Here is a 13871-nt window from a genome sequence, read left to right on the forward strand (position 1 = left end):
TTTAGACGAGACCGTGAGCACGCTTAGCAGACAGCAGAGTATTCTGCATCAGCATCGTAATTGTCATAGGGCCTACTCCGCCTGGAACAGGGGTAATGGGTCCTGACACCTCACTAGCACTCGCAAAATCCACATCACCTGCAAGCTTTCCGTTCTCAAGCCGATTCATTCCTACATCAATGACAACGGCACCTTCCTTGATGTAGCTTGCATCGATGAAATTAGCCCGTCCTATAGCCACGACAAGAATATCTGCCTGACGCGCAATTTCTTTCATATTTGAAGTACGAGAGTGGCACATCGACACCGTAGCATTTTCACGCTGAAGGAGCAGTGATACCGGTTTGCCGACAATGTTACTGCGTCCGATGACGACAGCGTGCTTGCCTGCAATCTCAATCCCTGTACGTTTGATCATTTCTATAACGCCTGCAGGTGTACATGGAAGGAGACTATCGTCCCCAATTACCAAATTACCCACATTTACAGGATGGAACCCATCCACATCTTTTTCAACCGCAATGGCATTAATCACTTTCTTCTCATCAATATGACCAGGCAGCGGCAATTGAACCAGAATACCGTTAATGCTCATCTGACGGTTCAGTTTGTCAACAAGAGCAAGAAGATCCTCTTCACTTGTATCACTTGGAAGACGATGAACCTCTGAATAGAAGCCCAAATCATGGCATGCCTTTTCCTTATTGCGAACATACACTTGTGATGCAGGATCTTCGCCTACCAATACAACGGCCAGACCAGGCACAATATCTCTTGCCTTCAGCTGCTGAACTTCTTCTGTAATCGAACTGCGAATATCTTCTGAAATTTGCTTTCCGCTAATAATTGTTGCCGTCATGTCTCTTCTCTCCCTTGAATCCAAACTTTATAAACAACCGTTATTATTTAATAAAGAAATCGTCGTAACTAAGAAATTATTTAACACGAGCCTTCAGAGCTTCAACATCCTGAATCATTTTTCCTAATACACCATTCACAAATTTCCCTGATTCTTCTGTCCCAAAATGTTTAGACAGCTCAATCCCCTCGTTAACAGCTACCTTCGCAGGGACGTCTTCACGATACAACATCTCGTAAGCAGCGAGTCTCAGAATTTGGCGATCCACGCGGGACAAGCGGCTGACCTGCCAGCCCTTCAAATAATCAGCCAGCAGACCGTCGAGTGCTTCTTTGTTCTCCCAAATGCCGCGGACATGCTCAAGTACATAGGCATGCATCACCGGTTCATTCTTAATGACAACTCCACTCTCGTTTTCTTCTGCTGCTTCTTCAAACAGCATATCTACTGCAGCCTTAGCCTCAACCTCATTCATTTCCATCTGATACAGACTTTGAACCACAATTTCCCTTGCCAAACGTCTTTTCATTTCCTGCCTCCTGCTTTCATATCTAATCTATCCCTAATTTGCAATTCATTCTTCACACAAAAAAACCTGTGCTTATGCTATTCTTCCCAAAAACGGGCATGAAGACTGCAGCTCTTTTTTGGAGTAAGAAAAACATATCACAGGGTTCATTTGAACGGACGCCAAACATTCAGCAAATAATCAAGCCAGCTTCGCCATGGAATGACGCTACTAAACTTCTGATCGCTTCTTCTGCCAAGCGTATATCCGATAAACACTACGAGTGCAAAGAACAACATATCCCAAAAACCAACAATCAAATAAATGATACCTAAAAAAATACCACCGGAAATGCCTACAATCCGGCCTTTATAAGTGTCCCAGATTTCCTTCCACGGCATCCATCAACCACCTCTATTCCACTCGACTCTTATAGTTCGGTGATTGCACAAGATTGGCGATGTATACCGATACAACTGCTACCGGAATCCCAGTAATGTCTTGTACATGATCATGTACTGCCTTTTGAAGCTCGCTTGTCAGCTCCGGAATGGAACTTTCACCGTCAACTACAGCACGAATTGTAATTTCAAGACCGGACTGGGCGACCTGGATACGCGACTTCACCTCACGCACGCCACGGAATTTGGATGAAGCTTTCAGACATAGATTTTCAATCGTCTCCATGGATATTTGTATATCCCCATATTCCGTCTTCTGATCAACCGAAGGATAAACGTTATGATCCCTCCGTACAGAAATATAGAAGAAACGGATACTAAGCAGAAACAAGATAATCGCCACCGTCAGGATTACTACCATCAGCATCTGTTCATTCTGAATATATATATCCAAATTAGGTACAAGTCCGCTAAACAAGAGAATGATAATTACTGATACCACACCAACAACCAAGCTGTATATAAATAACAGAAGCCTGTCCAGTATTTTAGCCACGAACGTATTCAACCTCCAACATCAACAACTGAGTATTAAAAAGATGGACTAAACCCCAGGCGCATGACGCCGGGGGTTTATAGTTAAATTATTTTATTTCACGCGCTGAGGGCTGATCTCAGGTTGATCGTCAAGCTTCTCCTGAGTCTTGAATTGAACATCGTGAATTTGAACGTTCACTTCCACGACCGTAAGTCCAGTCATATTCTCGATTGAGCGTTTTACATTTTGCTGAATTGCAGAAGCTACTTCAGGAATACGATGCCCGTATTCAATAATTACGGAAACATCAACAGCAGCCTCGCGCTGGCCTACTTCAACTTTGACGCCCTTGGAGAGGTTCTTACGTCCAAGCAATTCCGCAAATCCACCTGCAAAACCGCCGCTCATGCCTGCCACGCCGCCAACCTCTAGGGTTGCAAGTCCAGCAATGACTTCAATGACTTCCGGCGCAATCTGGATCTCGCCAATGTCAGTTCTCTCAAATTCAGTCGGCACTGTGCTCATCTCATTTAACACACCTTTCATAGTAAGTTTCCTCTCGTCCACAAGAAAGACATGCGCACTTATTATTCATACTATAGCATTCGAGGGACATTATGACAAACAAGCTCAATATGAATCCATTTCATAACTCATTAAACATCTAATTTGTAACTATATAGTCTTGATTGAAGCAACTGAAGGTATTATGAAATTGATTCTTGCCAATTAAATCTCATTTTCCTCCAAAAATTTGATATCAAAATCACCTTTGGAGAAGGCTGGATGATCCAGCAGTTTTAGATGAAAAGGAATCGTTGTAGGGATCCCCTCTACAGCAAATTCGGACAAGGCGCGCTTCATCTTAGCGATCGCTTCCTCACGAGTCGGCGCCCACACGATCAGCTTGGCAATCATGGAATCATAGAAAGGCGGAATGGTGTAGCCTTGATAAGCTGCGCTGTCTACCCGAACACCAGGACCTCCCGGAGCAAGGTAGAAATCAATCTTACCAGGGGCAGGCATGAAGTTCCTGCTTGGATCCTCTGCATTGATTCTGCATTCGATCGACCATCCGTCAATGATGACATCCTCCTGTGCAAAGGACAGCGGACTTCCTTCAATGACCGAGATCATTTCCTTAATCAGGTCAATTCCTGTGACCATCTCGGTTACCGGATGCTCAACCTGAATACGTGTATTCATCTCCATAAAGTAGAATTCCCCGTTCGGACTTAGCAGGAATTCCAGTGTACCCGCTCCAGAGTAATCGACAGCGAGTGCTGCACGAACTGCGGCGTCGCCCATCTTCGTGCGTGTCTCTGTGTCCAGTACTGGACAAGGAGCTTCTTCAATGAGCTTCTGTCTTCGGCGCTGGATTGAGCAATCTCTCTCACCTAAGTGAACCGCATGCCCGTGCTTGTCAGCAATGATCTGGATCTCAACATGCTTCATTCCAGTCAAAAATTTCTCCAGATAAACACCAGCATTGCCAAAAGCCTTCTGAGCTTCCTGCTGAGCTGCCACGATCTGCTTCACCAGATCTTCCTCGTCTTCAGCAATTCGGATCCCTTTACCTCCGCCGCCAGCAGTAGCCTTAATAATTACAGGATAACCGATATCTCTAGCGATCATAACCGCTTCTTCGACACTCTCCACTAGACCATCGGAGCCCGGAATGACAGGAACACCTGCATCCTTCATCGTTTGTTTGGCTACCGCTTTATCCCCCATCTTCGTGATGGCATTAGCGGAAGGGCCGATAAAGGAAATATTGCAGGATTCACAAATCTCTGCAAAATCTGCATTCTCAGCCAAAAAACCGTAGCCAGGGTGAATTGCATCACATTCAGTTAATGTGGCTACGCTCATAATATTGGTTATGTTAAGGTAGCTGTCCTTTGATAAGGTCGGACCGATACAATAAGCCTCATCAGCAAGTCTAACATGGAGTGCGTCACGATCCGGTTCTGAATAAACAGCCACCGTTGCAATACCCATTTCCCTGCAAGCTCTAATAATCCGAACGGCGATTTCTCCGCGGTTTGCTACCAATATTTTTTGAAATTTCATTAATACCACATCCTCCTTTGGAGCATTGACCTGTTCAAGCTGCTTTTTATAGTCATTTCACCAACAGGAGCTTACTCCGGTTTGACCAAGAACAAAGGCTGACCATACTCAACGAGCTGTCCATTCTGTACAAGAATTTCAACAATCTCGCCTTTCACGTCAGCTTCAATTTCATTCATCAGCTTCATCGCTTCCACAATACAAACGGTAGTCTTCTCTGTTACCTTGCTGCCAACATTGACAAAAACGCCAGCTTCAGGCGAAGGTGCAGAGTAGAACGTACCGACCATCGGTGACACAATTTTATGTAAATTGCTGTTTGCAGTCGCTTGTTCCTGTACAGACGAAGAAGCCGGTGTTTCGATAGCTTGTGGCACGGGCTGAATCTGGTTCGTTACAGGATAAGCATTGACAGAAGCCGCAGCTTGGACAATTTCAGTCTTGCCTGGTTTGCGAATGGTCAGTCTGGACCCTTCATTCTCAATTTCAAGCTCCTGTACGGAAGACTCGTCAATGACTTTAATTAATTCTTTGATTTCATTCAATTTAAACATTTGTTATTTTCACTCCTTCGGCATACTGCCTTATTCACTCGGACAGTCATAACTTTATGTATTATATCACAAACGCTAAAAATGGAAAGAGCCCAAGAATTAAGGGATTCTGGGCGCTTCCCAACTTGCTTGCAGCTTATTTATTCTTTGACATATTGAACGCTGACTTTGTCCTGTGTTACATCAAGCTCGCTGATGACCAGATCAACAATATTTACAGCGTCGATCGCCGCAAGCTTCTCACTGATGACAACTACCTTGTACTCATCTTCTTCCTCTTGAACAATCGCGTTTGCATACTGCTGGGAGAGCTGTTCCTCAATACCTAGTATTTTCTCATTTTTTTCCTCTAATATACGCAGTTGCTCCAAAGCTTTTGCATTTTCTTCCGGTGTCTTTGTCGCGTCGGATGCCGCAGCCGTCAGTTCATTCTCAAGCTTGCTATTCTCTGAAGAACGTTCCCATTGATAATTTTCGAAAACAGTGATTGCTGAATTCGCTTCATCTTGAGATTCCAGCTGGTTAAGCACATCCTCGTCAGTCTTGGCTTCCTCCGTTGTTGTGTCAGCATCTGTGCCTTCAGTGCTCGGTACGGACGCATCCGTTTGTTCACCACTTGCAGCTGATTCTTCCGCAGGATCTACCGGTGCTCCCATTTCGTCCGTCTGCTCACCTGTTGCTTGTTCTTCCGTTACAACTTCGTTCAATACAAATCCTTCCAGCGGATTTTGAGCAGAAGCTTCTTCGGCATTCCCCATCTGTCCGGACTCTGCTGTCTGATTGGATGATCCTGAATCATCAGTGAATAAGTAATAAGCGGATAGAACAACCATCAGACTAAGCATCGATACGAGCCATATCGTTTGTCTTTTGTTTTTCATTTTTGAATTCCTCCCACATTGGATCAAGATTAAGGTCAAGCATTAGATGTATACTTTATTGCTGTTTTCTAGGCACTACTGAAATTCTGTACGACGGAACGTTCAGACCTTTCTCCACTGCTTCCACGATAAGATCCTTAACAACTTTGTTCTCTGCACCCTTGGCAACAACGAGCACTCCTCGCACCTGAGGCTTGATCTTCTTCGTAATGATCGGTACCTCATCACCGGATTCGTTGTAAGTAACAATTTCACCGTTGCGGGTATATTGTGTGATATTCCTCTCTCCGCCATTTGCGTCGGTCTCCTCCGTATTTTGCTGAGAGTCCTGCATGTTACGTTGAACGATAATCTCTTCGGTAGAATCAATGGTCACCATAATATCCACGGTTCCCACACCAACGATTTGCTCAAGGATTCCTTTCATTTTATCCTCAAACGATCTTTCGATCGTATCAAAAGGGGTGGCTTCATTAACGGCAGACTCAAAAGCTGACTGTACACTGGTCTCCTGCGGCGGTTCTCGTCCAACGTTCTCTGGTTCAATCTCTTTGACATTAACAAATGAACTGAGGATCACGATGGCAACGCCAATCAGACCCACAATGATTAACCAGCGAAAAGTCTGTCCGCGCTTTGCCGTTCCATCCTCGCCTGATCCAAGCCATTTATTTACTTGATCTCTTAGCTTTCCCATTCTCTCACCTCGCTTATATCATCCTAAGTTCAAAAATCAATTATCTGTAGAAGGAATAAGGACCCGAACCCGCTCAGGATTCACTTCCCATTCCTGTTCAAGCAGCTCTTCAATGAGGTTGATTTCTGTCGTTGTCATGGCCGAAATAACCTCGTCATCCGTAGTTGTTTCTTGGTCAGGCGTACTCATTGTCTCCGATGCATTCACTTGAATATCACTCGTCTCGACAGGCTGAATATAGATGGGTCCAAGCTCATTCGTCTCTTCTAGAGGATTTTGCTCCCCTGTATTGCCCTGCTGTCCTTGCTCTGCCTCCTGCTCCGAATAGGTCTCAGCAATGACGACTTCCACGCTTGTAATCCCTGTCTCCTCTGACTTCCTTCCGGATTTCTCAAGAGCTCCGAGCTGCACAGTAACAGACTTTACGGGCATCTGCGATTCCTGCTCAATCTGTGCCTTCATCTGATCCGCAACTTCGGCGGCTGCCCAGTTCATGGCACTCATTTCATGCTGCTGTGTTAACTCTCTACCTTTGTCCATAATCTCGGCAAGTGTCATGTCCTGCTCCTCTGTAGAGCCTCCGCCCCAATCCGTTAAGGCGGCACTTAATCTCTCATTTGATTCCCGGTTAAATAAATTGATGATCGGTGAAATCAGTGTAAGCAGAATAAGCAGACTCAGCACTAATTTTACATATCGTTCCATGGATTTGTTCGGTAGAAGCATATCCACAAATGTGGAAAGAAGTACCACCAATATTATTTCCCTGAGCCATCCGCTGAGCCATTCCATCATCTCACCTCAACATCACCGTCATATTTCCTGCTGTCAGCATAATCGTAATGGCCAGAAAGAACATGAGACTCACCGCCGCCAGAGCAGCGAATACGTAGATTAAGCTTTTACCTATGGCCTGGAGGCATCCAACGATCGGAGTATCGCCAAGAGGCTGCATGATCGCTGCCGCTACGTTATAAATAAGTGCCAGTGTCAGAATCTTCAACGCTGGAAAAGCACATATGAACAAGATGATAATGACTCCCGCCAGTCCAATCGAGTTCTTCACGAGAAGCGAGGCAGAAATTACAGTATCCGTTGCATCGGCCAGCACCTTCCCCACGACAGGAACAAAATTGCCGGACACATATTTGGCAGCTCTAATCGTCACGCCATCGGCTACTGAGCTGGTAGCCCCCTGCACTGAGATGACACCTAGAAAGATCGTCAGGACCACACCGAGTAATCCTACTCCGATCATGCGGAGCAGATTCGCCAGCTGCGTAAGCTTGAATTTGTCAGTTAATGAGCTGACCAGATGTAAAACCGCTGAGAAAAACAGCAGAGGAAACACAATTTTATAGATCACCATACTGATGGTGTGTATCATGAACACAATCAGTGGATGAGTAACAGATACGGTAATGATATTTCCCATGGAAGCCAGAAGCGCAAACAACAGAGGAATCATGGCAAGCATGAAGTCTATCATCTGATCGATCGCACCTTTTGCATACCCTATAGCAACGTTAAAGCTGTTGATCGAGATCACAACAATGACCATATAACAGATTGCATAAGCCACCTTGCTGATCGTGCTCTTCTCAAAAGCCGTCTGGAGAGTTTCTAGAATCATGCTCATAATGTTCAGCATAATAATGGTGACCAGCAGCTTTCCGTTAAACAAAATTTCATGGAGCAGAAATCTTCCGATAGCGGTAAATATATTTTTAAGGCTTAGTCCTTCTCCGCCGGGAAGAAGCATGTCCATGAAGGAGGGCAGCTGTCCCTCAGGAAAAAAACCGCCATAGTCATTAATTAGGGACTGCCAATATTTCTCGACCTGCTCAGTGGGCAGCTGTTCCAGTTGTTCTCCAGCCCAGTCCGTAACAGGTGAGCTTGCGAATACATTCGTACCCAAGGCAAAGAAAAAACAGATGACAAATACGATAATGATTCGTTTATCCTGACGGTGATGGGTCTTGTTTATCACATCCTTTATCCTCCGCCTCTATTTCAAACCGGCAGCAGCTTCATTACCGTTTCGATAATAATGCTGATAATCGGCACAGCGAGTACCAGAATCAACACCTTGCCGGCAAGCTCGATTTTTGAAGCAATGCTTTCCTGGCCTGCATCTCTTACAATCTGTGCTCCAAACTCTGCAATATAAGCAATGCCTATAATTTTGAGAATGGTCTTCAGATGCACTTCATCCATTCCCGAGGATTCAGCCATTCGTTCCAGCACTCCGATGACGCTGCCAATCTTGCCAATAACGAACAGAAAGATAAGAATCCCGGCTGTGGTTGCAATCAGAAAAGCAAACATTGGCTTTTGCTCTTTAACAATCAAGATCAGGATGGTCGCGACTAGTCCAAGTCCTACGATTTGTATAATTTCCATGTTTTGATCACCTTTTGTTCACCTTAAGCCTGCTTTAATAGAACAAGAATATAGACTTGATCTCCTGAAGCAAATTGTCGAGCATGCGAACAACCATGAAGAGCACAACGACAAATCCGATCACGGTAACCCAGTGTGCCATATCTTCTTTGCCCATTTGCTTGAGCACCGTATGGATCATCGCTATGATAATACCGATGCCTGCGATCTGAAATATTGCGTTTACTTCTAAATTCATTTGAGTATGGCACCTCGCTATAGGATCAGGATGACGATCAGCGCCCCGACCAGAAGTCCAAGACTGCGGCTCATCTTTTCATACTTTATTTGATCGTTTCGGGCCGATGATTCCTCATGATTCAGCTGCTGGATTGCAAGGGTGATATGTTTGTTCTGCTCTTCCCGGTCGCTCGTTCCAAGGCTGTAGCTGAGCTGACGAATCGCTTCTTTTTCCGGCTGCTTCATCGCCGTTCGGCTCCAGTAGCGATTCATCGCTTGCTGGAAGCTTTCTTGGGCTGACAGACCTTGTGAAGAATTCATATATTCGGCAGCAGAGATAAACAAACGTCCCAGCGGTTCACTTGCCTGATTGCCAATTTTGTTCAAGGCTTCTGCAAGCGGTCTGTAGCTGTAATTGATCTCTGTCAAGAGTCGCTGCAGCATCAATGTCAGCTCCCTGATCTGCTTCGGTCGTGATGCAAATTGATTCGCCTGATAAAATCCTGCAAGTGTCCCTGACAATAAAATGAGGACGGAACCTACCAGCTTAAGCATAAGTGCCTCCTGTGGTAATCCCTTGCTGATGCATGCCTTGATGATGCATACTCTTCTGCTTCGTATCGGAAATTTTGTACTGAAACCTTTTTCCTGTTCGATCTAGAATGACGATTAATTGGAAATAATCTTCGCTCATCAGCTCCTGCAACGCAGGTCTGCGTTTAAGCTCGGAAATATCTCTTCCATGGGCTGAAGCGATTATGGATATCCCTGCACCCAGTGCTTCCTTGATCGCCCCTGCGTCTTCCTCCCGTCCGATCTCATCCACGATGAGCACTTCCGGTGACATGGAGCGAATCAGCATCATCATCCCCTCAGCCTTCGGACAGGCATCCATCACATCAGTTCTTGGACCAACATCAAAAGTCGGGACCCCTTTATAGCTGCCTGCTATTTCTGAGCGCTCGTCCACAATGCCTACCTTAAAGCTCTTTCGTTCATTGCTTCCCGCACTGATCTGCCTTGACATATCGCGAAGGAGCGTTGTCTTTCCCTGCTGCGGAGGAGATAGGATAAGAGTATGCTTGATTCGTAAGGACTGTCGGTCCAGAATGTGCGGCATCAGCCTGTCAGCTGCTCCTCTGATTTCCTTCGCAATTCGAATGTTGTACCCGCTAATATCTCTCAGATGCTCAACCTTCCCTCCCTTTAAAACGGTTCTGCCAGCTAGTCCAATCCGGTGTCCTCCTGGAACCGTAATAAAGCCTTTTCTCAATTCTTCTTCCAATGTATAAAGGGAATGGTTGCTGATCAGATCTAGAAAACGATAGGTGTCATCTCTTGAAGGCTTGTACGCTTCACTCGGATTTTTAGACGGCTTACCTTGTTTCGTAACGAAATAATGTTCGCCATTTGTATTGATCTCCATCGGTCTGCCTTCCCGAATTCTTATTTCTTCAAGCGTTTCTAGCAGCTGCTGAGGAATATATTCCAATATTGTTTTTAATGGAGTCGGGAACAGGTCCAACCATTTCATATAAGCACCCCCTTAACTCGTACACTTTTCTGAGAGCTACTCCGGTTCGTTTTTGTTGGTCTTAACCCATATGTATGCCTGTATCTGTTTTTTATGACGGGAATCTATCAATTTTTTATACATTAGTTAAGAGGAAAAATAGCACTGTCTATATCACCTCTATTAATCCGGGAGACATTCTTAGATCCACTGATATAAATAACGAGCAAGAGCTGAGACTCCATAGGCACCTGCCCTGTTCATTGTGCATATGGTAAGTTAACAGACTCCCATTTCATTGACTGAGGTGGAAGAAGCGCGTAAGGGAGGTGATTTTTTTGCGCATTGATGTCGTTGCAAGTGTCAGTGAGATAAGATCTGAAGATCTGGTACACCGAAGCGCCGTCGTTATTGATGTATTTCGAACTTCCAGCACCATCGTTACGGCGCTCGCCCACGGGGCAGCCTGTGTGATTCCGGTTGAAACGGTGCCACAGGCCAAGCAGCTTCAATATGAAGATATGTTTCTTGGAGGGGAACGATTCTGCAAAAAAATAACGGGTTTTGATGCGGGCAACTCACCTTTGGAATATACGAAAGAATTGATACAAGGAAAAAATGTGATTCTGACGACGACAAATGGAACAAGAGCGTTAATAAAAGCCGCTAAAGCTCTAAACGTCTTCTCTGCATCCTTTCTCAATGCAAAGGCGTGCGCTGACGCTTTGGTTCATCTAGATCGCGATGTAGTACTATTATGTGCAGGAAGCCAGGATCGATTTGCCCTTGAGGATGGATTATGCGCCGGAATGCTTATTGATGATCTGAAACATATGACCCAGCAGCAGGTGCGTTCTAACGATCTCGGTATAACGGTCCATCAAGCATACCTTCACAACAAAGATCAGCTGAAGAAGGTACTGTATGAAGGCAACGAAGCAAAACGTCTTATCAAGCAAGGCCATGCCTTGGATGTGGATTACTGTTTGGAGACCAATATCTGCTCTATCGTGCCTGTACTTGAGAGCGACCAAGTGATCAGACCTTGGACAACAAAAAAAGATCTGCACAATTAATGTGCAGATCTTCCAGGCTGTCCGATAAGTTCTTGACAGCTATTAATTAACATGTAACAAGTAAAACGTTGTGCTTCGCACACTTCGTTATCTGCGATCCTGCGGACCACCCACAAATGCCTTGACATCCGTGTCCAGATTATAAGCCGTATGCAGCGCTTGAATGACTTCGTTCAGCTTGTTGCCTTCAATGACACAGGATACTTTAATCTCAGATGTACTCACCATTTTGATGTTGACGCCCTGTTTAGAAATAACATCAAACATTTGAGCTGCAACTCCTGGATGGCTGACCATACCTGCTCCAACGATGGATACTTTAACCAAGTTCTCTTCAAAAGTAACTTCACGGTAAGGAAGCACCAGCTTCATTCCATTGATGACCTCAATTGCACGCTCGCGATCATCCAGGGCTACAGTGCAGGAGAAGTCGGCTTTGCCGTTACTGATACCGCTCTGTACGATAATATCAACGTCAATTTGGGCTTGAGCCAATGCACCGAACATGCCGGCTAGCACACCCGGAATATCCTCTACTCCTAGAATACTGATTCGTGCTACGTTTTTATCATAAGCAATTCCGCTTACCACTACTCCCTGTTCCAATGCAGCTTCCTCCTTCACAACCGTTCCTTCATTATAGTTAAAGCTTGAACGTACAACCAAAGGCACCTTAGAATGCTTCGCATACTCTACTGCCCGCGGATGCAGAACCGCTGTACCGAGGTGAGCCAGTTCAAGCATTTCATCGTATGAAATTTCTTTGAGCTTGCGAGCTACTTTGACGATCCGAGGATCTGTCGAATATACACCATCTACATCGGTATAAATCTCACAGGCATCCGCCTTAATTGCAGCGGCTAGAGCTACAGCCGTCGTATCCGAGCCGCCTCGGCCTAGTGTCGTAATTTCACCATCTGCCGTAATACCCTGGAAACCTGCCACAATAACGATCTTGCCTTCATCAAGTGAACGCAGAACCTTCTCCGGATTAATATCCGTAATTCTCGCTTTGCCATGTACCGGCTCCGTCACAAATCCTGCCTGCCAGCCTGTATATGAAACCGCTTCTCGGCCGAGCTGCTGTATAGCCATGGACAGCATCGCAATTGAAATTTGCTCACCTGTCGTCATCAGCATATCCAGTTCCCGTGCCGGAAGCTTGTTATTTAACAATTTCGCTTGATCAATTAAATCGTCTGTTGTATCTCCCATTGCTGAAACGACAACTACACATTTATGCCCCTCATCCTGTTTCTCGGCAACACGTTTGGCTACCCTCTGCATCCGTTCTGTATCTCCAACAGAACTGCCTCCGAATTTCATTACGAACAAAGACAAACCGAACTCACTCCCTACAGTATGTAACGTAAGATTGTAAACCATAAGCAAGCCTAAAGCTTACCTTGCTTCTAAACAGTATAATACGAATAGCGCTATGTTGTAACCCTTTTTTACGGTAAATCAGTAAAGATGCTGCTGTAAAAATATTGAATTCATCATAATAAAACAATATCCCCTGCCGAATGAATCTTAAGCAGAGGATAGTGCCGCATTATACTAATTGATTAACTTACAAGTGTCCATCATTTACGCGCGGGAGTTATATTTACCTTCGCGAGTATCGATGATCAGAACATCGCCTTCGTTAATGAAGAGAGGAACCTGTACGTTCAGACCTGTTTCCACTTTTGCATTTTTGGTAGCACCAGTTGCTGTATTACCTTTGATTCCAGGCTCTGTTTCAACAACTTTCAGCTCAACAGAGTTAGGCAGGTTAATACCCAGGATCTCACCTTGATAGCTGATGATGTTTACGTTCATGTTCTCTTTGAGGAAGTTGAGTTCCCATTCGAGCTGATCGCTAGTCAGTGTAAATTGGTCATATGTTTCGTTATCCATGAAGGTATGCTCATCACCGCTTGCATAGAGGTAAGATACACCGCGGTTATCGATTTGAGCGCGTCCAATCGTTTCACCAGCGCGGAAAGTTCTCTCTACTGTGTTGCCGTTACGCAGGTTTTTAAGCTTAGAGCGAACAAATGCCGCACCTTTACCTGGTTTAACGTGCTGGAAATCAAGGACCGTAAAGATATCTCCGTCAACCTCTACTGTCAAGCCTGTTTTAAAATCGTTTACTGAAATCACT

General features: G+C 45.1%; 18 protein-coding genes. 1 reads left to right on the forward strand and 17 read right to left on the reverse strand.

Annotated features, from left to right (window positions below; translation table 11 throughout):
* Nucleotide 1: 1 nt before the first annotated feature.
* The 15 genes from folD to spoIIIAA form a co-directional block, all read right to left on the reverse strand.
* Nucleotides 2-859, reverse strand: a complete 858-nt coding sequence (gene folD, locus BM415_RS11710) for a bifunctional methylenetetrahydrofolate dehydrogenase/methenyltetrahydrofolate cyclohydrolase FolD (RefSeq protein ID WP_091158186.1) — start codon at nucleotides 857-859, stop codon at nucleotides 2-4.
* A gap of 76 nt (nucleotides 860-935) precedes the next feature.
* A complete protein-coding gene (nusB, locus tag BM415_RS11715; RefSeq protein ID WP_091158187.1) occupies nucleotides 936-1388 on the reverse strand; it encodes a transcription antitermination factor NusB in 453 nt (150 codons plus the stop codon).
* A 146-nt stretch (nucleotides 1389-1534) separates the two neighbouring features.
* Nucleotides 1535-1768: a DUF2273 domain-containing protein gene (locus BM415_RS11720; protein WP_091158189.1), complete on the reverse strand. Its 234-nt coding sequence runs from the start codon at nucleotides 1766-1768 to the stop codon at nucleotides 1535-1537.
* A 13-nt stretch (nucleotides 1769-1781) separates the two neighbouring features.
* The gene (amaP, locus tag BM415_RS11725) at nucleotides 1782-2324 is read right to left on the reverse strand and encodes an alkaline shock response membrane anchor protein AmaP (protein ID WP_091158190.1); all 543 of its coding nucleotides are present in this window, start codon (nucleotides 2322-2324) and stop codon (nucleotides 1782-1784) included.
* A 93-nt stretch (nucleotides 2325-2417) separates the two neighbouring features.
* Entirely contained in the window at nucleotides 2418-2831 is a 414-nt protein-coding gene (locus BM415_RS11730; protein WP_091159210.1) for an Asp23/Gls24 family envelope stress response protein, read from the reverse strand.
* Between the two features lie 204 nt (nucleotides 2832-3035).
* Complete coding sequence (accC, locus tag BM415_RS11735) at nucleotides 3036-4379, reverse strand: acetyl-CoA carboxylase biotin carboxylase subunit (protein WP_091158192.1); 1344 nt, start codon at nucleotides 4377-4379, stop codon at nucleotides 3036-3038.
* 71 nt (nucleotides 4380-4450) lie between these two features.
* Nucleotides 4451-4933, reverse strand: a complete 483-nt coding sequence (gene accB, locus BM415_RS11740) for an acetyl-CoA carboxylase biotin carboxyl carrier protein (RefSeq protein WP_091158193.1) — start codon at nucleotides 4931-4933, stop codon at nucleotides 4451-4453.
* A gap of 140 nt (nucleotides 4934-5073) precedes the next feature.
* Nucleotides 5074-5814, reverse strand: coding sequence for a SpoIIIAH-like family protein (locus BM415_RS11745; protein ID WP_091158195.1), 741 nt, complete (start codon nucleotides 5812-5814; stop codon nucleotides 5074-5076).
* Nucleotides 5815-5869: 55 nt separating this feature from the next.
* The gene (spoIIIAG, locus tag BM415_RS11750; RefSeq protein WP_091158197.1) at nucleotides 5870-6511 is read right to left on the reverse strand and encodes a stage III sporulation protein AG; all 642 of its coding nucleotides are present in this window, start codon (nucleotides 6509-6511) and stop codon (nucleotides 5870-5872) included.
* A gap of 36 nt (nucleotides 6512-6547) precedes the next feature.
* On the reverse strand, nucleotides 6548-7306 hold the full coding sequence (gene spoIIIAF, locus BM415_RS11755; RefSeq protein WP_091158199.1) for a stage III sporulation protein AF: 759 nt from the start codon (nucleotides 7304-7306) through the stop codon (nucleotides 6548-6550).
* Nucleotide 7307: 1 nt separating this feature from the next.
* On the reverse strand, nucleotides 7308-8498 hold the full coding sequence (spoIIIAE, locus tag BM415_RS11760; RefSeq protein WP_091159211.1) for a stage III sporulation protein AE: 1191 nt from the start codon (nucleotides 8496-8498) through the stop codon (nucleotides 7308-7310).
* Between the two features lie 26 nt (nucleotides 8499-8524).
* On the reverse strand, nucleotides 8525-8914 hold the full coding sequence (gene spoIIIAD / locus BM415_RS11765) for a stage III sporulation protein AD (RefSeq protein ID WP_091158201.1): 390 nt from the start codon (nucleotides 8912-8914) through the stop codon (nucleotides 8525-8527).
* Nucleotides 8915-8948: 34 nt separating this feature from the next.
* Nucleotides 8949-9152 carry a stage III sporulation protein AC gene (spoIIIAC, locus tag BM415_RS11770; RefSeq protein WP_091158202.1) on the reverse strand — a complete coding sequence of 68 codons (204 nt, stop codon included), beginning with the start codon at nucleotides 9150-9152 and terminating at the stop codon, nucleotides 8949-8951.
* Between the two features lie 17 nt (nucleotides 9153-9169).
* A complete protein-coding gene (gene spoIIIAB, locus BM415_RS11775) occupies nucleotides 9170-9688 on the reverse strand; it encodes a stage III sporulation protein SpoIIIAB (RefSeq protein WP_091158205.1) in 519 nt (172 codons plus the stop codon).
* Nucleotides 9681-10667 (reverse strand): stage III sporulation protein AA, encoded by a 987-nt coding sequence (spoIIIAA, locus tag BM415_RS11780; RefSeq protein WP_091158207.1) that lies wholly within the window; start codon nucleotides 10665-10667, stop codon nucleotides 9681-9683. The genes spoIIIAB and spoIIIAA overlap by 8 nt, the downstream gene beginning before the upstream one ends.
* A gap of 317 nt (nucleotides 10668-10984) precedes the next feature.
* On the opposite strand from spoIIIAA, the gene BM415_RS11785 reads away from it, so the two are divergent.
* Nucleotides 10985-11722 carry a 2-phosphosulfolactate phosphatase gene (locus tag BM415_RS11785; protein ID WP_091158209.1) on the forward strand — a complete coding sequence of 246 codons (738 nt, stop codon included), beginning with the start codon at nucleotides 10985-10987 and terminating at the stop codon, nucleotides 11720-11722.
* Between the two features lie 87 nt (nucleotides 11723-11809).
* Here BM415_RS11785 and BM415_RS11790 read toward each other — a convergent pair whose 3' ends face one another.
* Both BM415_RS11790 and efp read right to left on the reverse strand, forming a co-directional pair.
* Nucleotides 11810-13063, reverse strand: a complete 1254-nt coding sequence (locus BM415_RS11790) for an aspartate kinase (RefSeq protein ID WP_091158210.1) — start codon at nucleotides 13061-13063, stop codon at nucleotides 11810-11812.
* A 249-nt stretch (nucleotides 13064-13312) separates the two neighbouring features.
* On the reverse strand, nucleotides 13313-13870 hold the full coding sequence (efp, locus tag BM415_RS11795; RefSeq protein ID WP_047911040.1) for an elongation factor P: 558 nt from the start codon (nucleotides 13868-13870) through the stop codon (nucleotides 13313-13315).
* Nucleotide 13871 lies beyond the last annotated feature (1 nt).

Origin of the sequence: Paenibacillus sp. 453mf (assembly GCF_900116105.1) — a bacterium.
Lineage (GTDB): Bacteria > Bacillota > Bacilli > Paenibacillales > Paenibacillaceae > Paenibacillus > Paenibacillus provencensis.